This window comes from Psychrosphaera haliotis, from assembly GCF_009728465.1.
GTDB classification, from domain to species: Bacteria; Pseudomonadota; Gammaproteobacteria; order Enterobacterales; family Alteromonadaceae; genus Psychrosphaera; species Psychrosphaera haliotis.
Map to the genome: position 1 here is coordinate 381621 of NZ_WOCD01000003.1, position 26817 is coordinate 408437.

Sequence of the window (26817 nt, forward strand, 5' to 3'; positions counted from 1 at the left end):
AATAATGTATCGGCGGTGGTTTTTTATACTTTAATTTATTTTACTAAATTATTGAGATTATTATTTAGTGCTAACCTAGCAGTGAAATTGCTTGTTCTGGCATTGAGTTAGCTTGGCTTAATATTGCAGTAGATGCTTGTTGTGTCACTTGCAGCCTTGTTAACTCTGCGGCTTCTTTTGAATAATCAGCATCAACCAACTGAGAACGTGAGTTTTCGGTATTCTCATGAACATTAGCGAGGTTATTGATGGTTGACGTAAGTCTGTTTGTCAATGCACCTACCGAAGCCCGTGCACGATCTATTTTTGCTAAGCTAGCATCTATAACAGAAATTGCAGTTTGAGCATTTGCCTGGGTCAATATATTAACGTCTGCAATACTTTCTGTGGTCGCAAACTGATTGTCACCGCTTTCGCCAATACCATTGTGTAAAATGCCAAAGTCTATATTTGAAGAAACTGAAAAAGACTCTCCGGTTGGTGCCGTAAATGATAAATAGCCTCTTACAATTGCGCTACTACCATCATTATTAATTGCAGTACTACTTACGTAGTTATTATCCTTATCTAGAGATCTTAGCTCAATAACATTGTTGCTCGATTCTGACGTTTCTTGGTATTCAGAAATAGAAATGTTTTCGCCATTTGCACTTGTTAATAACAAGGATCCATCCGCACTATTTAGCGAAGCACCAATACCAGTAACAGCAGCTTGTTCATTAAACTTATTCATAAGTGTTGATAAGTCTTTCTGATACTCGCCAGTCGCGGTAAATGATATATCGGCAACATCTTGCCCACTCCCCACTTTTAACGTTACCGTTTCTCCCGCATCGAATGCCGTTCTATTTGAGCTTAACCCGTTGTGTACATGAAGGCTGACTTCATTTTTAGCGCTACTTTTTACACCCGTATCGTTAAACGCTAAATTTATTTTTCGAGACATCTCTTTTGCGGAATCTGCAGAGCTTAATTGGACTGAGTCGGTTTTTAGCCCATTAATCGTTAGCGTTTCTGAGCTCGCACCCGGAGCACCGTTGCCAAAACCAGTAAGGGACATATTTGAATGCGCTGCAGATAAGCTATTTCCTGAATAAATACCGCCAATACCTTGTCCATTAGGTTGGTAGTTAAAACGCTGTAAATCTTTAGCAAATACCGAAGTTAAAGATCCACTGATAATTTCGTTGGCATCTGCACCAACTTGAAATGCTTGCACACCAAACGAACCATTCAGTATATTTTGACCGCCAAACGTTGTTTGTTCGGCTATACGATTTAACTCTTGTGTTAACTGGGAAAACTCGTCATTTAAGGCTTGGAGGTCACTACTCTGATTGGTTGCGTTTGCCGCTTGTATGGAAAGGTCTCTCATCCTGTGCAAGATGTTAGTGCTTTCTTGCATGCCACCTTCGGCTGTTTGCATAATTGAGATGCCGTCATTGGCGTTTCTAATTGCAACTTGGTAGCCCAGTCCCATTTTATTTAAACGATTGGAAATTTGTAAATTAGCACTGTCGTCTGACGCTGACTGAATTCGCTGACCACTGCTAAGAGTGCTCATTCTGTCAGACAGGGACAATGAGTTTGAAGATATCTCATTACCTAGTTTAATTGCTGTCGCATTGGTCATTATTTGCATTACAAAATTCCAAAAAAAAAGTAACCCGATTGGATTACTTTATGGAATTTTCGTGCCAGTTATATAAGTTTTAAACCTGATCAGATATTTGATCCCAACCATCTTTTATGGTCTTAATTAACTCAACAACTTCATCTACTTTTTTATGATCTTTCTCAATATTGGCCTGTACAAGTTGCAACTGCATATAATCATAAAGGGCGTTTAAGTTCTCAGATATCTCGCCACCTTTTTCCATATCTAATGCACTGTTTAATGCCAGAATAATGTCAATCGCATTGGCTAACGTATCGTGATAATTGCCGCTGCCATTTTCCATCATTGCGGATACTTTTATTAATCTGTCAATTGCTCCAGCCATCAATAATTGGATAACTTTATGTGGAGATGCATCAGTCAATTGTGTCTGAGCATTCATGTGGTTGTACATTTTAATTGCTCTGCGCATACTTACTCTCTTTTATACTCTTCAATATCTATTAAACATTAAGATATTTATTAATTTTTTTGCCATTCGTCTTGGCGCTATGAATTTGTTCTCTAATCTCATGTCGAGCTTTCAACAAATCTGCTTCTATCTGCTTGTGCAAAGTAATACATTGTTTAATAAGTACTTCTTTTTTTAGAATATCTGCTTCACTTTCAATTTCCGTTTTACAAGACTCATCAAAACGGTTTAAAACTGATTCAAGCTGTTCCACGTCTTTTGACTTCAATGCTGTATCAAAATCAGACTTGATAGTGGCTAAAAAGGTAGCCATTAGTTTTGTTTAACCACGCCTGGCAGACTATCTAGCTGGGCCGTCAAGTAGCTACCCGTTGAGTTCAGCTGACCGACAAGTAAATCCATGGCATTAAACTGACTAAATAATCTATTTTCTAATGCTGTCATTTTTTCTGCAAAGTTAGCGCGTTCTTCATCGAGTCGATCTAACGTGGTCTTATAGCTGTTTATTTTGACTTGAATAAGCCCGTCACCGCCAGTATAACCTTCTAGCGTTTCAGTTAGCTTACCCATGATGCTGTCGTCACCAACAAATAAGTTTTTAACGCCTTCAAAGTTATTGTCTACGCCACTCTTAAGGACTGTTTCATCAACATCTAACAACCCCTCGCGTGTTGTTGTTATACCTAATGCAGCTAGACTAAGACCACCGTTGCTCTCAGAGCCACTTAGAATATTTTTTACTTGCGACGTTAATGAACGTAAAAGAGACTCACCGACAAGTTTTCCTACAATTTGTGACTCAGAGTTTACTCGACCTAGTGAAACTGAGGTTTCCAGAAAGGTGTTGTAAGATGACGCAAATTCAGCAAGGGCCTCGCCTACGGCAGACGTATCTTGTGAAACTGTAATTGCATTATTATCACCAACATCGTTGGCCTTTTTAACATTAATTGATACGCCTTCAATTGCATCGGTAAAAAGGTTACTGCTTTGAGTAACACGCAAAAAGTTGTCTATTAAGATTTCAGCATCTTTAGGCTCTTGGGTTTGCAACATGTCTGCAGTGTCAGTCCCAGAGAAAGCAAATTTAGATAACCCTAAGGCATCTGCATCATTACCGTCGTCATCTGTGACCGCGATAGTAATTGCATTATCTAAACCAATGTCATCACTTGTGAAAACTAAATGTTGGCCATCATTGTCAGTAACAATTGAAGCAGTAATACCTGGGTTACCTTCAGCTTCATTTATTTTATCTTTTAAATCTCGAAGTGTTTCTGTGCCATCTAACGTTAAGTCAAGCGTAGAGCCATTAACCGTTAGACTCATGGTTCCAGAACCGACCGTATCATCATCTGCATAAGCGCCAGATGTAATTTTTTGCCCTTGAGCAATAGAGACAACTTCAACTTTGAATGAACTTGGTGCCGCCTCTGATGTGACCGAAGTGCTGAAGAACTCATTTGACGTTGGTGATATTTTGTTTAATTCAAAGTTTGTCGCGTCATTCAGTTTTTTGGCAGCATCTTCAAATGCCGAAACGGCGCTAACCAAACTACCAAATGCTGTTATTTTAGACGTTGCCGTTTGTTCTTGAGAAGCTATACGCGATTCAAAAGGTGCCTGCTCTGATTGTACAAGTCCGGTAACAATACCAGTAACATCAAGGCCTGAACCTATACCAGGTGAAGATAAACCAGCCATAAAAGCTCCCCTTAAATTAAATCACTTCTGATGTTCACCTATACTTTTGTTTCAAGTAAGTTTCCTGAAACATGGAAAACATCGGTTATTTTTGCAAGATTTTGTGCAAGCTTCAAAACTTCTTCAGAAGGAATTTGGCGGATAATTTCACCATTGGTTCCATCTTTCACTGTTACAACTTGCCTACCAGTATCTGTATCGACCGTAAACTTTAATTCTTTATCAATTAAATTGACAAATTCCTGCAAGTTAGATGCCACATCCTCTAAAACCTGTTGTTGATCATCAACCTGCGACTCTTCTGCAACCTTTGCGACACTCTCTTTTTCTGCGACTGCTTTAACTGACTCAACACCATTAACATCGGCGACTGCGCTGTTCGTTAACGCCTGTGCTTCTGCTTTTTTATTTATGTCAGTTACCTGGCTTGCGCCAGCCCTGTCTTGATTTTGAATTGCGGCTGCCGAGGCAGCGTTGATAGTATTCATTGTCATCACCATTTTATATACTGCTTAAACCACAAAACCAATGGTCAGTAGATTGCCATTGGTTTTAGTATAGACGACCAATTAAATATTAGCCGTCGTTGTGGCCATTGGCTAGTCTTTATTAGCCTAGAAGACTTAGCGCCGCCTGAGGTAACTGGTTCGCCTGAGCTAAGATTGAAGTACCAGCCTGCTGTAGGATTTGGTTCTTAGTCAATTGAGCCGTTTCAACAGTGAAGTCTGTATCACGAATACGTGAACGAGCAGCTGTTGAGTTCTCAGAGATAGAGCTTAAGTTATTCACTGTAGAGCTTAGACGGTTTTGAACAGCACCTAGTGTTGAACGGTTACGGTCAATTTTCGCTAATGCACCATCAATTACAGAGATAGCATCTTGAGCGCCACGAGCTGTAGTCAGGTCAATATCGTCCTTAATTGTTTTCTCTGTTGCAATCTGAGCCGTACCAGCTGTAATTTCAGCTGCTGTTGTTGAAGCGATGTTAAACAACAAAGTACTATCAGCTTGTAAACGACCACGAAACTGATGCTGCGATGTTCGTCGTAGTTACAGTAGAAGCCGCACCTGTTAGTGCACCAGCTGAATCTAACGCTTGAAGAACAAGGTCATTGGCCGTTGTAGTATCACCTTCAGCAAAGTTATTCACTTCGATGTTATCACCAGCTTCAGACGTTAAGCTAATTGCTGTGTTTTGAGCATCAAATTTTGCACCAATCCCAGTTACAGAAGCCTTTTCGTTAATTTTGTTCGTTAGCGTTTGTAAATCATCCGCAGCAACACCTGTTGCAGTGAATGAGATTGTCTCAACCGCTTCACCGTTACCTAAGTCAAAACTAACTGTTTCATCTGCATCAAAAACTGCACCAGAAGTTAAACGAACTTCAGTAATAGCGTCGGCTTTAACACCCGTTGTATTAAACTCAGCGTTAATTTTGCTAGCGATATCTGCAGCAGAGTCATCGGCAGCAACCGAAACCGCAGCTGGGTTAACACCATTAACTGTTAGTGTTTGTGCAGTTAATGCGTTAGCTGTACGAGCACCAGCTAATGTCGCATTTGATGCTGTACCTTCACCAAGACCAGTACCGTCTAATATTGCACGAGCACTACCAAGGTCATCTGTTTGTGAAGAGTTAATTGCTAAACCAATTGTTTGGTTTGCATCAGCACCAACTTGGAATTGTTGATTACCAAATGAGCCGTCTAGTAGGTTTTGACCACCAAACGTAGTTGTATCTGCGATTCTGTCTAACTCTGATTGTAATTGAGTTACTTCTTCTTGAAGCGCTTTACGGTCAACTGTTGTGTTTGTTGCGTTAGCAGACTGTACAGAAAGGTCACGCATACGTTGAAGTATGTTCGTGCTTTCTTGAAGTGCACCTTCAGCCGTTTGAGCCATTGAAATACCGTCGTTAGCGTTACGTACAGCAACGTTAAGGCCATTGATTTGAGACGTTAGACGGTTAGAAATTTGTAGACCCGCTGCATCGTCTTTCGCACTATTGATACGTAGACCAGATGCTAAACGCTCCATTGAAGTCTTAAGACCACCAGACGCCATGCCCAGTTTATTTTGAGCGTTTATTGAGGCTGGATTTGAGTTTACTGTTAATGCCATGTTGATTCTCCTACCCCTAAGCGGGTGAAAGTTAATATTTCGTTCAAAAATGTTATCGGCGCTTTTATGAACGCCTTTAATATTTTTTTTAACTTTTTTGAAAATAACAGAGCTAAAATGGATAAAACGTAGAAAGGACAGCACTTTGGCTGTCCTTTATTTTTTTGATTACTTTTTATATTTGAGCGAATTAACCGCCTAAAAGACTCAAAGCTGCCTGCGGAACCTGATTCGCCTGCGCTAAAATCGTAGTACCTGCTTGTTGCAGTATTTGGTTTTTAGTTAGTTGCGCTGTTTCCGTTGCAAAGTCTGTATCTCGAATTCGAGAGCGAGCCGCTGAAGAATTCTCAGAAATTGACGACAAGTTATTTATTGTCGATTGCAAACGGTTCTGAACGGCACCTAATGTTGAACGGTTACGGTCAATTTTCGCTAACGCACCATCAATTACAGCAATTGCATTTTGTGCACTATCGGCCGTTGTTAGGTCAACAGAGTCAACAGATATTTCCGTTGCTTGCACGGTAGTACCTGTTGCCGCGTTAACAACACTGTCAGCAGCCAATGCTTCTGTCGATGTCACATTAAACAGTAGCGTACTATCTAGTTGCACAAAACCACGCACAACTGCAGCTGGGGTAGCCGCTGCTATTGGTCCTGATGGAGCAACAACTGCGCCCGTTTCAGTAATTGCAGATAACGTTAGGTCATTTGCAGTAGTACCAGCCTCTCCAAACGCTGCAATTTCAATGTCATCACCAGCTTCAGAGGTTAAGTCGATGGCAGTTTCCGCTGCGTTAAACTTAGCGCCTATACCTGTCACCGATGCTTTTTCGTTAATTTTGTTGGTCAACGTCTGCAAATCGTCAGCTAGTGAACCTGTTGCAGTAAAGCTGATGATCTCAGCTTTTGAACCAGTACCATTACTTAATTCAAAGGTAATCGTTTCGCCTGCATCAAAGTTAGTATCGCCAGCTTCTTCCAAGCGAGCTAACGTACGAGCATCTGCTTTAACACCTGTTGTGTTAAATTCAGCTGATATCTTTGAAGCTACTTCTGCTGCAGAATCATTTTGACTCAACGCTACGTTTGCTGGATTAACACCGTCAATCGTTAGCGTTTGTGTCGGCAACAAGAAGTCTGCATCAGCTTGAACAGCTGCAAGCGTTGCCCCAGCTTCAGCTACTGCCATTGTGCCACCGTTTAAGTAACTTCTTGCACTGCCAAGATCATCAGTTTGTGCTGAATTAACTGCCAATCCAATAGTTTCATTAGCGTTCGCACCAACTTGAAATTGTTGGTTGCCAAATGAACCATCCAATAAGCTTTGACCACCAAACGTTGTCGTATCTGCAATTCGGTTAAGCTCAGATTTTAGCTGAACCACTTCTTCTTGCAGTGCTTTACGATCAACCGTTGTATTCGTTGCATTGGCCGCTTGAATCGAAAGATCTCGCATTCTTTGCAGGATGTTAGTACTTTCCTGCAGCGCGCCTTCCGCCGTTTGGGCCATTGAAATACCGTCATTGGCATTTCGGACAGCGACATTTAAACCATTAATTTGAGACGTCAAACGGTTTGAAATTTGTAAACCAGCGGCGTCATCTCGAGCACTGTTAATTCGCAAACCAGAAGCAAGTCGCTGCATCGAAGTTTCTAAACCCTTGGAGGATCCCATAAGGTTACGCTGGCCATTAAGCGATGCCACATTTGTATTTACTGTTAATGCCATCACAATCTCCTTTCAGACTGTTTAATATCAATATTGCTTTTTGTTTAAACAAACATTCAATTTCCATACCAAAAATTTAAAAGCCATATTATTACGTTTCAACTTTGTGTATTTTATTGAATCGCCTCGTTAAACTGCTTCGGAGCTGCAGTTTTATGGGGAATTAAGTCAGTTCGAAAGCCACGATTGGATAATCAGCAATTCAGTTATTTTAAGCGAATAATTGTTTGCGGCAATTTGATGCCATTATGTGGAATATTTTGAAAGGCAAAGAATTTCCGCCTGAAAATAGTTGGTTAGAACCAGATAAGCTCGAAAAAACTCGAAAAAAAGCCCCTTTCGGGGCTATTAGAGAATGAGAAAACAATTTTTGTGTTACCTGTCGGGTTAATTCCCTAAAAGAGATAACGCTGCTTGAGGTAACTGGTTAGCCTGAGCCAATATTGACGTGCCAGCCTGTTGAAGGATCTGGTTACGTGTCAACTCAGCTGTTTCAGTTGCAAAGTCTGTATCTCTTATGCGAGCACGAGCTCCTGATGAGTTTTCTACAATGTTTGCTAAGTTAGATATCGTTGATTGCAGTCGGTTTTGAACCGCACCAAGTGTCGCTCTATTTCTATCAATTTTGCTTAACGCGCCGTCTATAATCGCAATCGCGTTCTGCGCCCCAATTGACGTAGTGATATCAACAGACTGAATATTTTCTTCACTCGCTTGTGCAGTTACAGTGTCAGCAAGGCCGGTTAAGTCAGAGGCACCACCACCCGCAGTGTCTGAAGAAACACTAAATAATACCGTACTATCAAGCTGTAATTGACCTTTTACCGTCACATCGTCTGCTGCGCCAGAGGTCACTGCTACTACAGCACCTACATCACTTCCATCACCATAATCACGACCTTGCATGTTAAAGGTTGCGTTACCTGTGCCACTATCCGTAAAGTCTTGTACTACTATATTGTTGCCATCTTCTGACGTTAATACAATTGATGTTGTTGCCGCATCGTATTTTGCACCAATGCCAGAAACTGCTGAGTTTTCATTAACTTTATTTACTAGTGTCTGTAAATCGTCTTCTAAAACACCGCTTGCTGTAAACGAAACAATAGACTGACCAACTGTTGGATCAGTAGGATCACCATTTGCCAAAACAAAGCTGATACCATCATCAGCAACCATATTGGCAAAGCCTTCCATTCTAGCTACTGTTTTAGCGTCTGCTTTAACACCAGTCGTATTAAATACTGAACTGATTTTTGCCGCCATGTCAGCTGCTGAGTCATTTTGGTTAATTGAAACCTGAGACGAATTAATACCACCAATAGTCAGTGTTTCACCATTAGCATCAGCAAGAGGATGTGCAAGACCCGTAACTGCAGTACCAACGTTAGTTGCTGGAGAAGTTGCTAAGTTTGTCCCGCCCATCTTGTAACGAGCACTACCCAAGTCATCAACCTGAGCTGAGTTAATTGAAATAGCAATAGTTTCATTTGCCTGAGAGCCAACCTGGAATTGTTGAACACCAAATGAGCCATCAATTAGTTTTTGACCACCAAAGGTTGTGGTATTTGCAATTCGGTCTAATTCAGACTTAAGCTGAATAACTTCTTCTTGCAATGCTTTGCGGTCAACCGTGGAGTTTGTTGCGTTTGCTGACTGAATTGACAGATCTCGCATACGCTGCAATATGTTTGTGGATTCTTGCATCGCACCTTCAGCTGTTTGCGCCATTGAAATACCGTCATTGGCATTTCGCATAGCTACATTAAGGCCGTTAATTTGCGATGTTAATCGGTTTGAAATTTGTAAACCCGCGGCATCGTCGCGAGCACTGTTAATTCTTAAGCCCGACGCCAAACGATTCATAGATGTTTCTAAGCTGTTGGTCGAACCCATTAGGTTACGTTGTCCATTAATGGAAGCAACGTTAGTATTTACGAATAAAGCCATTGTTTTCTCCTGTGAACTTAACTAGGACATTGTCCTGCTGTTCTTTTCTCACAATGACTAATGCATTCTATATGCCATTTTTTCAACACCTATAAAATACCAAACAAAAAACAAAAAATCCAAATTAAATACAACAACTTAGAAACTTACTGCAAACACATTGGAAAACGTATCAGGCTATTTTCACAGACATTTTCGCCCTTATAATGAAATTTAAAGGTGACAAATTTTTGATAAAAAAAAGCGGCAATTATAATAAATGATCATAATTGCCGCTTTTTTGACTGATTAGATCCGCCTAGGCGAATAATTTGAGATCCAACTAATACCTATAAGTAATTAAACAAGGATAAATTTTGAATTTTAGCAAAGGCCTGCTGCGAAGCTTGCAAACCAACTTTGTCACTTTCCAAGTTATTAATGGCTTCATAAATGTCTATTTCTTCTACTGATGCCAATGTACTTTTTGTTACTTCTTGGTATCGATACTGGGCAGTGATTTCTACTTCTATTGCGTTTAACCGTGCACCCATTTCAGAACGAGTATTATCGATTGTTGTTAAACCACCTTTTAACTCGGTTAGTAAACCACCCACAAGATCAACCCTTGCTTGGCTTTCTGGTCTATCTACATGAAATACATCACCAGCAGCTGGTGTGCCTGATATATCAAACTCAATTCCTAAAAAGGATACCTTATTATTTGTTAAATAATCTTCTGGACCAGCAACTAACGTCCCTTTACTGTCAAATACTTCAAAAGTGCCACCCGCTAATATATTGACGGTATAATCATCAAAAACATGACCTGATGATGGATCAACAATATTACCTATAGTAAGTTCAGCTGCCGAGCCATTTGCTGCATCTCGTGAAGCATTGTAACTTGTGCTCACCATCGACATTGCATCAATCGCTTGTTGCAGTGTCCAAAGAATACTCGTATCTGGTGAACTATCAAATTGAAACGAATCACCTACAGCAGGAGCTGGATTAGTTTGAGTCTTAAACTCAATACCATTAAATTCAACACTGTCACCAGGCGCTATATCTAGGAATGCTGATTTATTTGGCTCTATAGGGACGGCAACACCGCCACTGTCTCGAACTTCAACTCGAATATTTCCGGCCGCCGCCCCCGCAACAAAATTAACGGTATATGGCGCTGGGTAAACGGGTGCCAATGTGCTTTCAAATTCCGCTTTTTTAGTTACAAACCCCAATGATATTTCACTATTTGATGGGTTTGCCGGATTTGCCGTTGGCACAAAGCTAGACGTCGACGAAGGCACGTTGTCAATAAACTTACTGCCTGGATCATTAACTTCAACTTTAAAGCCAGCTGCGATCAACACATCTCTTTGCCCATCATCGCCTTTGTAAATATTGTAACCAAAGTCATCTTTTTGATAAGGCTGAGTAGACGTCTGAAAACCTGAGAATATAAAGTCACCATTAGCATTTGTGGTATTCGCTAAACCTTCAAACTGATCTAATCGTTGCTGCAGTTCTTCGGCAATGGCATTTAAACTGTTTTGATCCATCGTACCGTTAACCGATGTAAGCAACAGCTCTTCTGCACGGAAAATTATATCCGTCATACTTGCGACGGAGTTTTCACTTAACAAGTTAAATCGTTCAGCTGAGTTCTGAGCCGTTAAATATCGATCTGACACGTCTAATTCTTTTCTCAAACGAATTGCCGTATTTGCTCCCGTCGGATCGTCTGAAGGGGTAATGATCTTTTTACCCGTGGAGAGCTCCATTTGTGATCGGTCTAACGCTGACTGTCTAGTCTGCATGTTGGTAAGGCTTCTTTCAAAATAGTTACTAGTTGCGATTCTCATAATGACCTACCTTGCCGCCTGTAATAAGGTATCAAAAGTATCTCGAGCAACAGTAATAATTCTTGCTGCAGCTGAGTATGCTTGTTGGTATTGAATTAGATTTGCAGCTTCTTCATCTAGGTTTACTCCTTGAATGCCAGCTAAACGCTGCTCGGAGCCTGCCAACAATGTTTCAAATGAAGCTGTAGATATTTCTCTACTCTTTGTTTCAACACCAATAGTGGTTACAAGATCTGCATAACTTTCAGACAAGCTATTGGTGCCGTTATCTAGGGTACGCTGAGATTGAAAGTTCAACATTTCTAACATATTGGTGTTATCGCCAGGACCAAACTTTTTGGTTTCATCAAAGCCTGGATTATCAGCGTGAACGATATCAAATACTTCACTACCCGCTAAAACCCCTTTTAATTCAAAACGGAATCCAGCAACTGGATCGTCTATGATTTGATCGGCAGGGATTGCATTCGGTCCACTGATGACGGTACCGCCCGAGTCACGAACCACATAGTTCGCTGCACCAGCATCAATCTCGATGGAAATTGAGTTGTCAGGTAACGGCGCAGGCAATGGAGCTGCAGGCGCTGATGCGGCAGTGAGTTCATATAGATTAAGTTCAATATTATTTGGGTTGTTCGTGGCTGAAATGTTTAACGCATTATCGGCAGCGGCCAATTTTTCAGGGTCTTCTAGAACTCGTTCTATTGCTCTAGAGCCAGTAAGTGTTGGCCTGATCATAAAGCTGTCGCCAGCTGTTAAGTTATTAGTATCAATAGCTAAAGCAATACCTGTACCTTCCACAGCAATAGCGGTGCCACCTGCCATTGTGGCAATATCAGCCGGTGTGAATTGAGTTATGACGTTACCATCCATATCAGTCATTTCGATATTGGTGCCGTCATAATCTAATCGATAATCTTCGCCGGATAGTTCGTTAGTATTACGAATGTAAGTTTCAAATTTGGTTTCGCCTACATTGTATTGAGAGTTTAACGTTCGGCTTAATACTTCTTGAGGCTCATTTATGTCACTAAATAAATATTGACCTTGGTCGCCGTTTAAATCGCGACCCAATGTTTGTTGGCGATTAAAACTGTCAGCAAGTCCAATTGCTAACTTACCGAGCTCATTTAGTGTCGGTAAAATTAAATTATCACGAGCGTCAAATAGCCCAGTTAGGGAGCCACCTGATAATTGGTCCGTAATATAAGTTTTATTTACTGTATCGGCTCGAGTAGCGACACCGATTTCAAGCTTGCTCGAATCAAATTCGTTTCGCTCCACCGATAACGGCAAAGCAAAAGAGTTTGTGACTAATGTAATCCCTTTGCCTATAGTGACATTAATTGTTCCGTCGTCACGTTTAATCGTGTCAACTTGAACCATTTCACTTAAGTTCTTAAGCAATAGGTCTCTTTTATCTAGTAAATCATTGGGTGGAAAACCACTACCACTCACCGCGTTTTCTACTTGAATTTTGCCATTAAGATTGGCAATTTCCGCAGCAATAGAGTTTATCTCTTCTATTGTTGTTGTTATTTCTTCGTTTACGGCACCAAGGTGCTGCCCTGAGATTTCTTCGTACAATGTATTAAAACGTTGCGCTACTGTTTCTGCTCTTGCAATTACTACGTTTCGGGCCGATATGATTGTTGGCTCTTCTGTTACACCATTGATGCCATCAAACATTTCCTCGAATGAGGTTGTAATGCCAGTCTCAGGATCCGCTAATAGGTTGTCCATACGTGACGCATTAACATATTTGGTATTGTTTGAATTGTATTGGCTAGCGTTAAAAATAACTTCCTGATAATTAAAATCATTAAACGTACGAGTGATACCTGCGAGTTGTGTACCGTTGCCTAAAAAAGTACTTCTAAAAGCCAAGCCAACCGTAGATTGAGTTTCAACTCTTTGACGACTGAAGCCTTCAGTGTTGACGTTGGCAATATTGTGACCTGTCGTATCAAGCCCATGCTGAGCTGCTGATAAACCAGAAACACCTGTACCTAAAATTCCGCCAGCCATTATTTATTTCCTCTATTCGCCATCGCTTAATTCAGAAAATTTGCCAATCATTTCTTGAAAGTTATCGCTGTTTAATATGCCCAATATTTTATTTGCGTAATTTGGATCAGTGGCATAACCAGCGTCTTGTAGACCTTGCAAAAACTGTTCCGGATTGCTTGTTTGCTTTAATGCGGGCTCATATCTATCGTTACTTTTTAGGAAGCTAACAAAGTCATTAAATGATTCATTCACATTGTTGTAGACACGAAATGGCTCAACTTTTTTAACCGCTATGCCGTTTTCAAATTCTAATGTCGATTGTGCAGTTTTTGTTCCGTCCCAATCTCTATGCGCTTTTACGTTAAATAGGTTAAAACTTGAGTTACCGTCTTTGTCTTTTAATACGTGTTTCCCCCAACCTGTCTCCAGTGCCGACTGAGCAATCATGACCGCTGGGTTTAAACCAATTTTTGACGCATTTTGTTTTGCATAATCCCAAATGCTGTCAACAAACTCTTCTGGTGAGTTAAAGCTAATTGAAGGCTGTTTGTTCACTTCGAGTGGTTTGTTTTGTTCATTGGACATTGCGTTATAAGCTTTTTCAGCACCTGCAAACAGTCGATCTTTAATTTGTTGATCATCACCTGGTAAACTAAATGTTGAGGCTTGGTTTAGCGATGTTGGGCTTTTAGATATATTTCCGACGAGTTCATCAAATCGATTATCATTTCGCAATACACCTGCATTAACGTATTTATCGTTCTCGCCACTAAGCTGGTTAACTATGATATCTGCTAAACCAACACTGCCTTGTTCTGACATATCATTAGCTAACTGAGAGTCATACATGTCTCGAAAAAATTTAGTAGTGTTAGAGTGCATTGGGTTGCCCTCTTCGAATACTGCATTCGCTTGACGCATTGATTTAAGCATCATACCAATGAAAATGGACTCAAAGTGTTGAGCAGCTTTATGAAGCGCTTCTTTGTTGCCAGGATCCATTTTAGATTTGGACTTCAACTCTTGAAGACCAATCAGATCAAGCGCATTACTCGAGTTTCCAATATTATTCATCGTCGTTTTTTTGACACTTTTATGCGTCAACTCAGCTATTAAATTAATAATATTGAGTGTATTTCAAGTCTTGTGCCAAGAGCTTTAATACATGAATAAAAGAGTTATTGAGTTTTAGATGTGATGTTACTGATTGTTGGGAGGTTTGATTTGGACTAAATTGGCTTTTACTTGACTGACTTTTTCTAGGCTGGCTTTTACTAGATTGGCTTTTACTTGAGTGAGCAATTGCCCGATGAGCCGATGTACTGATTCGACTCATCATTGGGCGACTGGCATATGAACTCCTAGTGAATCATTGTGAAGAACTTAGATAATTCCTCTTTCAACTCACCAGTTATATCACCTACAAAACATACTTTTGCACCATTTGGAACACGTGCAAATACGGTTTCAATTTGCTCAGCAATATTTTTTTCAGTGTTAATAAAGTCAGCAAAATACTCAGCTTCTGGCATTTCTTTGATATTCGTTAACGCTTCAAATGCTGCTAATCCAACAGGCGTAAATTGAATTTCATTGTTTTCAATTACTCCACCTGATAAACAACAAAATATTTGCTTATCGCCAAACGCAACTTCATACACGTGGTATTGAAGGTCATGCGCCTCGTTAATATCTAACATCTCCAGGATAGCCTGGTTTGTTTCTTTATTTGCAGTTACGTCACTTAGCAATACTTGTGAAAATGCCATCGTGTTATTCCTTCTATATATTTAATTAAAAGTTAAATCACAACCAATTGACCATCAATCGCTCCAGCTTGCTTTAATGCCTCTAGAATAGCCATTAAATCGCCAGGCGCTGCGCCCACTTGGTTTATGGCGCGTACTAAATCATCAAGATTCGCACCAGGGTCAAAAACAAACGCTCGAGTATCATCTCTTGCGACATCTATTATTGTTTGATTTGTTACTACGGTTTGGCCATTGGCCAATGGATTAGGTTGATCAACTTGCTGATTCTCAGCGATGGTTACCGTTAAGCTGCCGTGCGTAATTGCCGCAGGTTTTAAACGAACATCTTTGCCTATGACAATAGTGCCAGTTCTAGAGTTGACAATAATTTTGGCACTTGTACTCGCTGGCTGAAATTCTAAGTTTTCAATCGCTGATAAGTAGGCAACACGTTGTGAAATATCTCTTGGCGCAATAACACGCACTGATACTGAATCCATTGGTTTTGCCGTGTTTGGACCTACTAGGTTGTTGATCGTATCTGCTAAACGTTTTGCCGACGTGAAATCGGGCTCATTTAAGTTAAAGGTAATATGGTCTCCATTTCCAAAAGGCGTTGGTACTGAACGTTCAACTGTAGCGCCATTAGGAATTCGCCCAACTGTTGGTGTATTGATAACAACTTGAGAACCATCAAGACCTTCAACACCTAAACCACCTACTACAAGTGATCCTTGCGCTACGGCATAAATGTTACCGTCTGCACCTTTCAAAAATGTTTGAATAAGCGTGCCACCTCTAAGGCTGCCTGCACTACCTATTGAGGAAACGGTAATATCGATGTTCTGACCTGGCTTTGAAAACGCAGGCAATTCAGCATGGACTGCAACGGCCGCTACGTTTTTAATTTTTGGCTTTAAACTCGCTGGAAGTTGAATGCCAAAGTTGCCAAGCATTGCTTTAAAACTTTGCTCGGTAAATGTTGTTTGCTCACCGGTACCCGGCAAACCAACTACTAAGCCATAACCAACCAATTGGTTTGAGCGAATGCCTTGTACAGTAGACACATCTTTAATACGAACAGCATTAACGCTTGAACTAAAAATGAGGCTAGTGCAGATTAAAACTGCTAATAAAATTTTCATATGTAACTCCTAAAATGGCCACATCGAACTCATGAAAAACTGAGATAACCAACCCGTTTCTTGAGCTTCTGCCAAAGAGCCTTTGCCGCTATAAGATATGCGAGCATTCGCTACGCGAGTAGATTCAACTGTGTTATCTGATGAAACATCTTCTGATCTAACAATACCGGTTAGCCTAATAAACTCTTGCCCAGTGTTTAGCGTTAACCACTTTTCACCTCTAATTATTAGATTACCGTTTGGTAAGACTCTCAAAACATGAACCGTAATTTGACCATTCAAGCTGTTGCTTTGGTCCGACTTTGCATCACCTTTAAACGTACTATCTGACTCAATGCCCATTTCTAAGGTATTACCACCAATAGTCGGCGCTAATCCGTTGAGGCCTACAAGTGGCGACAAACTAGCATCGGTCTCTTTTTTAGTTTCTGTTTTTGCCGTCTTTGAAGCTTGCGTATTTTCCATCAACATGACGGTGATAATGTCACCAACTCGTCTAGCTTTAGTGTCTGAATAAAGCCCATTTGACCAACCACTATGATATAGGCTTCCTGTCGCAACTACTTCTTCAGAAGGTATTTCTGGCATGATGGGAGCAAAAAATGGATCTTCCTCCACCACATCGTGATTCACTGCACAACCACTTAACAAGCCAATACCACCAACAAGAGACAAAACTCTTAAAACATCCTTTGTAGATTGATTCATTTGATTTAGCGAATTCGATATGTTCATAATCTGACTCCAAACATCTACCAGTTATAATTGCTGCGTAATAAAGCTAAGCATCTGATCAACAGACGAAATTACTTTTGAGTTCATTTCATAAACACGCTGACTTTCAATCATGTTTACAAGTTCTTCAGTTACATTAACGTTAGACGTTTCAAGAGCGCCCTGAACAACAATTCCTAGACCATTGATTCCTGGATTACCCTGAACAGGAGCTCCGCTTACACCCGTCTCTGTAAATAGGTTTTGACCAATTGGCTCTAAACCAGCCGGATTAATGAAGTCACTGATTGTGAGCTGCCCGATTGCAACGCCGGCTCCCTGCCCTGGAATTTGAACCGTTACTTCACCTTGCTGTGAAATGGTTATGGACTTCGCCTCTGCAGGAACGTTCATTTCAGGTTGCAGCGCAAAACCAGCACCTGAAGTAACAATTCGACCATTTTCGTCTAACGAAAATTGACCATTACGTGTATAGGCCAATGTTCCATCTGGACGTTGAATTTCAAAAAAGCCATCGCCTTGAATCATAAAATCTAGGCTATTGTCTGTTGTCGACATGTTGCCTTGAGAGAAGTTCTTTTGCGTTGCTACAACTTTAGTACCTGCGCCTAACATTAAACCATTCGGTAATTCGGTATCCTGAGATGAACGACCACCTGGTTGATTAATGTTTTGGTATAACAAATCTTCAAATACCGCTCTGCTTTTTTTGAAGCCAACGGTACTGGCATTCGCTAGGTTATTCGAGATAACTGCGATATCTGTTTGTTGGGCATCTAAGCCGGTTTTACTTATCCAAAGTGCGGGATGCATAGCCGCCTCCTCAATTAATTCTAATTAAACAACTCGTAATAATGAATCTTCAGTTCTATCTATATCTTCTGCCGTCTTCATCATTTTCACCTGCATTTCATATTGACGTTGATGTGAAATCATCGACACCATTTCTTCTACAGGGTTAACATTACTCATTTCTAAGGCACCACTAACAATCCTGATATTTGGAGAGGCTTCGCAAAAACCGCAGAGCTCATTTGACAGAACGGCGTCTTTTGAACGAAATAAACCATCTAAACCTTTCGTTAAATCATTGTCATTTGGTGGTTCTATTACTTTTAATCGGTCAACAACTTCTAAGAAGTTTGCCGGAGCTCCTTGAGGGCGTACAGTAACGCTGCCATCGGGTCCTATCTCTACTTTTTCGACAGGCACAGGCAAAACTATGGGTCCGCCTTCACCTAAGATCGGTGTACCTTTAGCGGTCGTCAATAAACCGTCACGGGTGATTTGTAAATTACCCTCACGGGTGTAAGCTTCTTCTCCGTTCTGATCTTGAACGGCTAGCCAACCTCGACCCGATATTGCAATATCTAAGTCTCTACCCGTAGTTGCAATGGGACCATGATGCATCTTTGAACCCGGTCTTTCTTCCATAGCAAAAACTCGAGTAGGAAGGCCGTCTCCAAAGGCTTGCATTGAACGCTGTTGCTCAAAGTCAGCACGAAAGCCTGCCGTTTTAGCATTGGCTAAATTGTTGGCGTTCATAGAAACACCAATCAGGTTTTGCTTTGCACCCGACATGGATACATATAGGAGCTTATCCATTTTTGCCTCCGTCAATTGCTCGACGATTAAAATTACTTAACCAATAAAAGCATTAATCGTGCCACTGATAAAAAGTTCTTTTATAACAGTAACTAAATGGAGATTTAGATATTGAGGGATCTTGATATTTGGAGCTTCGAACGTTTGGGGATTTAGAGATTTGTAGGTTGGGTAAAAGGTACTACTTTACTAAAACGAATCGTTAAGCAGTTTTTGTTTGTTTCTGCATCGCTATCAGTAATTCAGCTTCAGCGCGTGATATTTCACACTCTTGAATGACTTCTTCTAATTCCGCACCTAACTCAATCATCTTTTTAGCGCGAGTATAGAGTGGGTTAGGTTCGTGATTTTGCTCCAACATCAATATTTTGTTGCTCAGCTCTGTAATCACATCTAATTGTTGCTGTTGATTTGTTTGTAACTGAGAAATAAGTTGTTGTAGGTATTCTTTGTGTTGTTCGGACTTTGAATGCAGTAGCTGCGTGCTATCGAGCTTTTGTTTGATTTGCTTAAGAGACTCGCCTTGCAAGCTAAAAACTGTTTAATTGTTGAAATTCTTTGTATGACTTGCGGATTGTTGACGATGGCGTGAAAAAAGAACCAGTATTGCAATTACACAACATACTAGTACCCCAGATAATACTCCTATCCACACCATCATTACTACTCTCTACTAAAACTGCTAGATGTCTGAGATTTCATCCCACTCTTCATCTGTCATTAACTTATTCAAGTCTACCAAGATAAGAAGTTCGCCACTGCGATTACTTACACCTTGGATAAACTTAGCACTTTCATCTGTACCTACATTTGGTGCGCTATCAATTTCTGATGTTTTTAGGTAAACAACTTCTGCAACGCTATCAACTAGAATACCGATTACTTGTTTGTCTGACTCAATAATAACAATTCTTGAATTATCACTTACTTCGCCATTAGACAAACCAAACCTAGCTCGGGTATCAATTACCGTTACAACGTTACCACGAAGATTTATGATGCCTAAAACGTATTCTGGGGCACCTGGTACAGGAGCTATTTCTGTATAGCGCAATACTTCTTGAACTTGCATTACGTTAATACCATAAGTTTCGTCTTCTAAACGAAATGTAACCCACTGCAACACTTCGTCGTTGCCATCTGTTAGTTTACTAACTGGGGCTCTTTCTTCACTCATGTGAGCAACTCCTAAATTGAATAACTTTATTCTTGACGTGCATTAATGCCTTTATTAAGCATGGCAACTAAATCATCGACATGCAATAAAGCACACATTTTTTCTTTTATCGTTCCTAGTAACCAAGGTCTTTTTCCTGGTTGAGAGCGCCATTTAACATCATCTGGCTTTATATACTCTGTTGTAACCAATTTTTCCGCGGCTAAACCCCAGTTACTTTCGCCCAACATGATTAAATATTTATAATCAGGTTTGGTTTGAAGTGAGTCGTATTTTTCTGGCATTACCCATTTGGCCGACTCAACTACATTAATTTTTTTCTCGCGATTGACCATTACACCTAAAAACCAATCCGGCTTTCCAAACAAGCTGGTCACATCTTCTAAGTTGTGAATACCACCTAACTCGTGCAACGGCACCGCTAATGATAGACCTGCCACTTCAAAAAATAGTGCTTGAAATGGCTCTTCAATTTTATCTATCGATTTTGTAGCAACAGTAGTTTCTAGTTTTTCTTCAGCTTCAACCTGAACGTTAGTTCCAACTTCAGCCTCGGTATGAGTCTTTAAGTCTGTAACTGTTTCAGAAACCATTTTTGTTTCAGTTGAGGTTTCAGTTAAAGTTTTAGTTAAAGTTTCAGTAACTGCGGAAACCTTTTCTTCAACTATTGGCTCTACTGAAACTTCTTGTTCTTCTTTTAACGCCAATGCTTCTGCTGCTTCTTGCTGCTGCATACTTACAGCTAGTAAAAGTTGCTCTAAAGAATTAACTTCTGGCTCAGGTTCTTTTACTGGTAAAGTCTTATCGGCAACAATTGCGCGTTCAATAGGTTTTAGTTTTAGTTTATTTTTCTCAGGCAAATCTTCAACACTACTAAAATCTTGTTTAATTTTAGCACTGTATTTAGATTCTGCGAGGCTATCTGCAGAGGAGTTTTGAACATTTTTTGATTGTTCGATCGTTTCTGACGATTCTTTATTATTATTATGCTCCAGATTATCACTTTCATCAGTTAGCAACTGATCTAGGTAATCCTTCATCACATTTTCACTGGCAAACATATACTCAGCTATTCTCTAATTGTTTTAATAGTTCTTGATAGGCGAAAACGCCGCGAGAATTTTTGTTGTAGATAGGTAATGGTGTCCGTTCCATACTTGCAGTCCTAAAATTAGTATCAATAGGGATAACTCCCTGCCAAACTTTATTAGCATACATATGATTAAGTTCTTTGTATGCAACTTTAGATGCTTTCGTTCTTTTGTCATACATAGTTGGAATAATACACACATCGTACTCTTTTGACTGCGAAGCTTGTATCAACTCCATTGTTCGATACATCCGTTCTAAGCCTTTTAAGGCCATACACTCTGTTTGTACCGGAATTAGTACCTTATTACAAGCCGCAAGGGCGTTTACCATCAACACACCTAAAATAGGTGGGCAATCAATTAAAATATGATCGTAATGCGATGCAAACTTATCTAAAGCCTTTTTGATAATTAATCCCATGCCCGACTTTTTACTTAAAACGCCATCCAAAGTCGCCATGGCCATCGTGGCAGGTAAGATATCTAAATTTTCAACGGGGGATTGCCAAGTACACTTATCCCAATAAGATTGGTCCATACTCTCTGAACGAGTAAAAACGTCGTAGACACCGAACTCTAGCTGCTCTGAATCAAGACCAAAATAGTAGGTCAATGACGCATGTGGATCGGTATCAATCATCAACACTTTTTTGCCTTGTTGAGCCAAAATAGCTCCTAAGGTAATTACTGTTGTTGTTTTACCCACTCCGCCCTTTTGGTTGGCAACCGTCCAAACTTTCATCCTACAACCTATTCATTTCCATCGTTATCTGATTTTTGCTCATTCTCCGCCTCTTGTCGAGTGGTGATTCTGATTCCACCCCCAGGAAGCTGAATTACACGCAATTCATTACCGTCTGCGGTCTCATTTGGAAACTTATCTGCGATATTTTGCTGCAGCTGTTCTTTGTTTGGTTCTTCAGGCCGCGGTTGTAAATAGGAATATTTAGAAAGCGCAATTACAACTCTTCTGTTTCTAGCACGCCCTTCTGCAGTTTCATTACTTGCAATAGGGTCATTTGGCCCGTTAGCCTTAATACTTAATCTGTCTTTCACTATGCCAAATTGCTCTAAAAGATTTGTTATTACTGCGGCTCGAGCTGCAGATAGCTCCCAATTTGAAGAAAATATCTCATTGTTAATGGGCAGATCGTCAGTAAAGCCTCTAACCTCAACATAGTTGTTAACTTGAGCTAGCGAATTAGCCACTTCTTGAATTATAGGGAGTGCTTGTGGGTTCGCAGAAGCGCTACCCGATGCGAATAAAACACCACTTGATAATTCAATTGTTAACCAATCATCATTAACTTTAAGCTTTGCGTCACCCGTATCGGCAACGTCAATTAATGCCGTTTGTAAATCTTGTTTTAACGCTTGAAGTGGGTTGCCTAGCTTTTTATTCTCGGACTCATTTATCAACAAGTCTTGGTCAACAAGTTCAGGGCCTTTTTCAGGGTTTAAAGAATTACCATCAAAGACGTCTTGCTGGGCTATTTGATTTGTCAAAATGCCGTCACCAGCTGTGCCTTTTCCCTTGTCGCCTGTTATGTGAAATATTTGTCCTAAAGATTGGGAGAGTGTATCGAAAGACTTTTCTTTGACGATAGATAAAGCATAAAGCACAACAAATAATGCAAACATTAGTGTCATGTAATCTGCATACGAGACTAACCAACGATCAAGGTTGTCTTGCTGCCTCGCTCTTAAGCGCTTACTAATTCTGGCCATTTCCCCGTCCTCAAACTGCGACGCGTGAATAAGCTTCTAACTTGCGCTCAATACTATTAGGGTTTTCACCATTGGCAGCACACAAAAGCCCTTCCACAATCATTTCTCGATATAAAACTTCATTGTCGATTTGAGATTGCAATTTTTGAGCCACTGGAATGAAAAATAAATTTGCACCACCAACACCATATATAGTTGCGACAAATGCCGTTGCGATGCCATGTCCGAGAGCTGATGGGTCGTCGATATTTGCCATCGCTTGAATAAGACCAAGTACAGCACCGATGATTCCGATAGTTGGGCTATAACCGCCTAGTGCGTCGTATATTCTTGCTGAACGATACTGCCTATCACTATCTAGTTCTATATCTAACTCTAAAGACGTTCTAAGTACATCACTCTCTACGCCATCTACCAGCAGTCCTAACCCTTTTCTAACAAAAGGATCGTCATTTTCATTAATGCCATCTTCAAGTGCCAAAAAGCCTTTCTGACGAGATACATCTGCCCAATGAGCAATCATATGCTGAGCATACTTAAAGTCCAGGGGCTTTTTATGCCAAACACTGCCAAACATTTTTAAGCCTTGCACGAAATAAGTTGACGGTGTTTGTAACATTACCGCTCCAAACGACCCTCCTATGACAATTATGAATGCAGGAAAATGAAAAAGGGCCGATATTCCGCCCCCTTCAATTGCATAGCCACCTATTACCGCAACCAATGCTAAAACTACGCCTGATATTGCTAACCTATCCACCGGAAATCTCCTTTAAAATTGCAGAACCAATTTTGTCTAATGCAAAATTTTGCTCCGCAATTCCGGCTACGGTTACTGCTTGCGGCATGCCATAAACAACACTGGTTTCTTCATCTTGGGCCCAAATCGTTGCGCCTCGTTGCTTCAACATCCTGCAACCTTCGCGCCCATCTGCGCCCATTCCGGTTAAAATTATGCCTAAAACCTCTCCACCATAGGTTTTTGCTGCGCTGCCGAAGGATAAATCCACGCTTGGTTTGTACGTCAGGCGTTCTGAATCATCGTCTCTGATTACAAGATTTGCCTTACCGGCACGTCCTTCTAACAACATTTGTTTGCCGCCCGGCGCCAAATAAGCATGGCCTGCCCTCAAAATGTCACCCGTTTTGGCTTCTGAGACTGAGATATTGCACTGTGAGTCTAAACGCGCAGCGAAGGCTGGAGTAAAGGCTGCTGGCATATGTTGCACAATAACAATTGGTAAGGGGAAGTTAGCCGGTATTTTCGATAATACTGTTTGTAAAGCTACTGGCCCTCCCGTAGAAGTACCAATTGCCAACAATTTATATTCTTTGCCTGACGCCCGAAAAGACGTTCTACGAGTAGGTATACTTGAAACCGCAGGTGCTGGAGCAGTCTGCCTCGCTCTACTTTGAATTCTAGATAACGAAGATGCTGTTTCAGCTCTTTGTTCTGACGGGCTTTTTCGTAACGTTCTACTGGATTCAATTGTTGTGGCTCGAGGAGCAGGGACTTCTCGAGGTGTTCTTCTCGCAGACTTCTTTTTACCAAGTTGTAAAACTCTATCTTGGAGTAATTGAATACCCTCTGTTTTATTCTTAGCTATATCTTCAAATCGTTTTGGCAAAAAGTCTAATGCACCGGCTTCTAGAGCATTAAGTGTCGCTTTTGCACCATCGTGCGTTAATGAGGAGAACATTATAATTGGAGTTGGTGTAGACGCCATAATCTGAGCAACAGCAGTAATGCCATCCATAACTGGCATCTCTATATCCATTGTGACTACATCAGGCTTTAAAAGTGCGGTTTGGGAAATCGCATCCTTTCCGTTTGATGCATCTCCTATAACTTCCAGTTCCGTATGGGCGTTTAGAATTTCAGTTACTCGGCGTCTGAAAAACGCCGAGTCATCTACTACAAGAACTTTTATGGTCATTATTATTTTATTATTTAAACCTTAGGTTTGAGCGTTTCGCATAGTGCTTAAGCAAGTTAGGTACGTCAAAGATCAGTGCAATGCCACCATCTGAAGTTATTGTTGCACCTGCCATTCCTGGCGTACCTTGCAACATTGCGTCAAGCGGTTTGATAACAACCTCTTCCTGCCCTATTAGCGAGTCAACTACAAAACCCACCTGCTGAACACCAATCTGTATAACAACTACATGCCCTTTGTTCTGGCTTCGGTTTTCACCATTTTTAGAAGATTTAATTAGCCAATCCTCTAGATAGAACAATGGAATTGCTTTGTTTCTCACAATAACAGTTTGTTGACCATCAACTATATTAGTTTTTGTTAAATCTAAATGAATAATTTCATTAACTGTAGATAGAGGCAATGCAAATATAAGTTCACCTACGACCACCATCAACGTTGGAAGTATAGCTAACGTTAGTGGTACTTTAATCTCTAATGTCGTTCCTTTGCCTAGTTCCGAGTTAATCTCTACTGAGCCATTAAGCTGAGTGATCTTAGTTTTAACTACGTCCATCCCTACGCCACGGCCGGATATATCCGAAATTTCTTCTTTTGTAGAAAAACCAGGTGCAAAAATTAAACTGTATGCTTCTTTATCTGAAAGACGTTGAGCTGCGTCAGGATCTAATACACCTTTATTAATCGCAATCTCTTTCAGTTTCTCAGGGTCCATACCTTTACCATCATCTTCGATAGTAAGTAGAATATGATCACCCTCTTGGGATGCAGATAGCCTGACCATACCCATTCTTGCTTTACCTGATGCTTCACGATCGTCTGGCATTTCTATACCATGATCAACTGAGTTTCTTACTAAATGCACCAATGGATCAGCTAGGGCTTCCACTAGATTTTTATCTAAGTCGGTTTCTTCACCCACTAATTCTAGTGTTATTTCTTTATTTAACGTTCTTGCTAGGTCTCGAACAACTCGTGGGAATCGTCCAAATACCTTTTGATTGGCTGCATTCGCGTTTTCATTACCGCGCCTTGCAAATCGCCGGTAACGACATCTAAGTTGCCAATGGCTTTAGTCATAGCTTCATCAGAACCAAAGTTAACGCCAAGGCTAACTAATCTGTTTCTGACTAGTACTAATTCGCCAACCATATTCATGATTTCATCAAGGCGCTTAGTATCTACACGAACCGTTGTTTCCGCAGGTGCTGCAGATGCTTTTTTCTCAGCAGGCTTAGCAGGAGCTTTAGCTGGCGGAGTAGGAGGCTTGGCAGCGGCTGGCTTTGCAGCTGGAGCAGGCGCTTTAGGCGCAGTTGCCTTCGGCGGCTCTGGCTTTTTCGGTGGTTCAACCTTGGCTGGTTCCGATTTAGCAACAGGCGCTTTTACTGTAGGGCCACCGCCTTTACCATGAATATCATCAAGCAAAGATTCAAATTCATCATCGGTAATTTCATCACCGCTTGAAAATTGACTACCTGCTTTGGGTTCAGCCGGCGCTTTCTTTTCAGAAGCTTCTTCTGTTTTAAATGAACCTTTACCATGCAACTCGTCTAAAAGTGATTCGAATTCATCATCACTGATGTCATCACCACTATCAAACATTGATTTTGCTGCTGGCTCTGGTTTATCAGCAGGCTGACCATGTAACTCATCTAATAAAGCTTCAAACTCGTCTTCCGTGAATTCTTCCACTGAGCTATCTGTTGGCGAAGTGTCAGTTACTGAATCGATATCAAAAAAGTCATCGTCAACTGCACTATCATCTTGAGCTACGTCAGCTGCTGGCGCCTCACCTTCCGGTGAGCAATAATGATGTAGAGCGTTTAGCAATTCGGGAGCTGCAGGTTCTGGCTGATCTCCAGCTTTTACCTGTTCGAACATCTCATTGACGGTATCAAGAGCTTGCAGGATAACATCCATCAATTCTGGTGTTACACTTCTCTTGCCTGTTCTCAAAATATCAAACACGTTTTCAGCACCATGACAAGCATCAACTAAATTAGTTAATGCTAAAAATCCAGCGCCACCTTTTACGGTGTGAAAACCACGAAATATAGAGTTTAGTAGGTCAGCGTTTTCTGGATCGTTTTCCAGTTCAACTAACTCTTCTGATAGCAACTCTAAAATTTCTGCTGCTTCAATTAAGAAATCTTGTAGTATTTCTTGATCCACGTCCAATGCCATTCGGCATCT

26 protein-coding genes are annotated in these 26817 nt (G+C 40.7%); all 26 read right to left on the bottom strand.

The genetic code is table 11. From position 1 onward, the window contains the following. Positions 1-70: 70 nt before the first annotated feature. The 26 genes from GNP35_RS06590 to GNP35_RS16625 all read right to left on the bottom strand — a co-directional run bounded on the left by GNP35_RS06590 (position 71) and on the right by GNP35_RS16625 (position 26808). Complete coding sequence (locus GNP35_RS06590; protein ID WP_155695374.1) at positions 71-1642, bottom strand: flagellin N-terminal helical domain-containing protein; 1572 nt, start codon at positions 1640-1642, stop codon at positions 71-73. 70 nt (positions 1643-1712) lie between these two features. Further along, positions 1713-2090, bottom strand: coding sequence for a flagellar export chaperone FliS (fliS, locus tag GNP35_RS06595; RefSeq protein ID WP_155695375.1), 378 nt, complete (start codon positions 2088-2090; stop codon positions 1713-1715). Between the two features lie 31 nt (positions 2091-2121). Next, positions 2122-2403 carry a hypothetical protein gene (locus GNP35_RS06600; RefSeq protein WP_155695376.1) on the bottom strand — a complete coding sequence of 94 codons (282 nt, stop codon included), beginning with the start codon at positions 2401-2403 and terminating at the stop codon, positions 2122-2124. Then, the gene (gene fliD / locus GNP35_RS06605; RefSeq protein WP_155695377.1) at positions 2403-3794 is read right to left on the bottom strand and encodes a flagellar filament capping protein FliD; all 1392 of its coding nucleotides are present in this window, start codon (positions 3792-3794) and stop codon (positions 2403-2405) included. Before fliD ends, GNP35_RS06600 begins: the two co-directional genes overlap by 1 nt. A 38-nt stretch (positions 3795-3832) precedes the next feature. Continuing rightward, complete coding sequence (locus tag GNP35_RS06610) at positions 3833-4282, bottom strand: flagellar protein FlaG (RefSeq protein ID WP_196492448.1); 450 nt, start codon at positions 4280-4282, stop codon at positions 3833-3835. 121 nt (positions 4283-4403) lie between these two features. Continuing rightward, positions 4404-4790: a flagellin gene (locus tag GNP35_RS06615; protein ID WP_155695379.1), complete on the bottom strand. Its 387-nt coding sequence runs from the start codon at positions 4788-4790 to the stop codon at positions 4404-4406. 7 nt (positions 4791-4797) lie between these two features. Then, complete coding sequence (locus tag GNP35_RS16265; protein ID WP_155695380.1) at positions 4798-5916, bottom strand: flagellin N-terminal helical domain-containing protein; 1119 nt, start codon at positions 5914-5916, stop codon at positions 4798-4800. 190 nt (positions 5917-6106) lie between these two features. Continuing rightward, on the bottom strand, positions 6107-7648 hold the full coding sequence (locus GNP35_RS16270; RefSeq protein ID WP_155695381.1) for a flagellin: 1542 nt from the start codon (positions 7646-7648) through the stop codon (positions 6107-6109). Between the two features lie 387 nt (positions 7649-8035). After that, complete coding sequence (locus tag GNP35_RS06630) at positions 8036-9598, bottom strand: flagellin (protein ID WP_155695382.1); 1563 nt, start codon at positions 9596-9598, stop codon at positions 8036-8038. A gap of 329 nt (positions 9599-9927) precedes the next feature. Next, entirely contained in the window at positions 9928-11445 is a 1518-nt protein-coding gene (flgL, locus tag GNP35_RS06635) for a flagellar hook-associated protein FlgL (protein WP_155695383.1), read from the bottom strand. Between the two features lie 6 nt (positions 11446-11451). Next, positions 11452-13473 carry a flagellar hook-associated protein FlgK gene (gene flgK / locus GNP35_RS06640; RefSeq protein WP_155695384.1) on the bottom strand — a complete coding sequence of 674 codons (2022 nt, stop codon included), beginning with the start codon at positions 13471-13473 and terminating at the stop codon, positions 11452-11454. Between the two features lie 12 nt (positions 13474-13485). Further along, on the bottom strand, positions 13486-14529 hold the full coding sequence (gene flgJ, locus GNP35_RS06645; protein ID WP_155695385.1) for a flagellar assembly peptidoglycan hydrolase FlgJ: 1044 nt from the start codon (positions 14527-14529) through the stop codon (positions 13486-13488). Between the two features lie 287 nt (positions 14530-14816). Continuing rightward, entirely contained in the window at positions 14817-15224 is a 408-nt protein-coding gene (locus GNP35_RS06650; RefSeq protein WP_155695386.1) for a hypothetical protein, read from the bottom strand. Between the two features lie 32 nt (positions 15225-15256). Further along, the gene (locus GNP35_RS06655; protein WP_155695387.1) at positions 15257-16351 is read right to left on the bottom strand and encodes a flagellar basal body P-ring protein FlgI; all 1095 of its coding nucleotides are present in this window, start codon (positions 16349-16351) and stop codon (positions 15257-15259) included. A gap of 9 nt (positions 16352-16360) precedes the next feature. Then, the gene (flgH, locus tag GNP35_RS06660; RefSeq protein WP_155696061.1) at positions 16361-17059 is read right to left on the bottom strand and encodes a flagellar basal body L-ring protein FlgH; all 699 of its coding nucleotides are present in this window, start codon (positions 17057-17059) and stop codon (positions 16361-16363) included. A 51-nt stretch (positions 17060-17110) separates the two neighbouring features. Then, positions 17111-17899, bottom strand: a complete 789-nt coding sequence (gene flgG, locus GNP35_RS06665) for a flagellar basal-body rod protein FlgG (protein WP_155695388.1) — start codon at positions 17897-17899, stop codon at positions 17111-17113. A 24-nt stretch (positions 17900-17923) separates the two neighbouring features. Next, the gene (gene flgF, locus GNP35_RS06670) at positions 17924-18691 is read right to left on the bottom strand and encodes a flagellar basal-body rod protein FlgF (protein ID WP_155695389.1); all 768 of its coding nucleotides are present in this window, start codon (positions 18689-18691) and stop codon (positions 17924-17926) included. A 202-nt stretch (positions 18692-18893) separates the two neighbouring features. After that, a complete protein-coding gene (locus tag GNP35_RS06675; RefSeq protein WP_155695390.1) occupies positions 18894-19220 on the bottom strand; it encodes a DUF2802 domain-containing protein in 327 nt (108 codons plus the stop codon). Positions 19221-19373: 153 nt separating this feature from the next. Next, entirely contained in the window at positions 19374-19868 is a 495-nt protein-coding gene (locus tag GNP35_RS06680; RefSeq protein ID WP_155695391.1) for a chemotaxis protein CheW, read from the bottom strand. A gap of 26 nt (positions 19869-19894) precedes the next feature. Further along, entirely contained in the window at positions 19895-20929 is a 1035-nt protein-coding gene (locus GNP35_RS06685) for a chemotaxis protein CheW (protein ID WP_414153676.1), read from the bottom strand. A gap of 4 nt (positions 20930-20933) precedes the next feature. Further along, positions 20934-21701 carry a ParA family protein gene (locus GNP35_RS06690; protein WP_155695392.1) on the bottom strand — a complete coding sequence of 256 codons (768 nt, stop codon included), beginning with the start codon at positions 21699-21701 and terminating at the stop codon, positions 20934-20936. Between the two features lie 8 nt (positions 21702-21709). Further along, a complete protein-coding gene (locus GNP35_RS06695) occupies positions 21710-22687 on the bottom strand; it encodes an OmpA family protein (RefSeq protein ID WP_155695393.1) in 978 nt (325 codons plus the stop codon). A gap of 10 nt (positions 22688-22697) precedes the next feature. Then, entirely contained in the window at positions 22698-23447 is a 750-nt protein-coding gene (locus GNP35_RS06700) for a flagellar motor protein (RefSeq protein WP_330997734.1), read from the bottom strand. Further along, positions 23440-24624 (bottom strand): protein-glutamate methylesterase/protein-glutamine glutaminase, encoded by a 1185-nt coding sequence (locus GNP35_RS06705; RefSeq protein ID WP_155695394.1) that lies wholly within the window; start codon positions 24622-24624, stop codon positions 23440-23442. Before GNP35_RS06705 ends, GNP35_RS06700 begins: the two co-directional genes overlap by 8 nt. A gap of 10 nt (positions 24625-24634) precedes the next feature. After that, entirely contained in the window at positions 24635-25546 is a 912-nt protein-coding gene (locus GNP35_RS16620; protein ID WP_462139320.1) for a chemotaxis protein CheA, read from the bottom strand. Positions 25547-25581: 35 nt separating this feature from the next. Beyond that, on the bottom strand, positions 25582-26808 hold the full coding sequence (locus GNP35_RS16625) for an Hpt domain-containing protein (RefSeq protein ID WP_462139321.1): 1227 nt from the start codon (positions 26806-26808) through the stop codon (positions 25582-25584). Between the last annotated feature and the right edge of the window lie 9 nt (positions 26809-26817).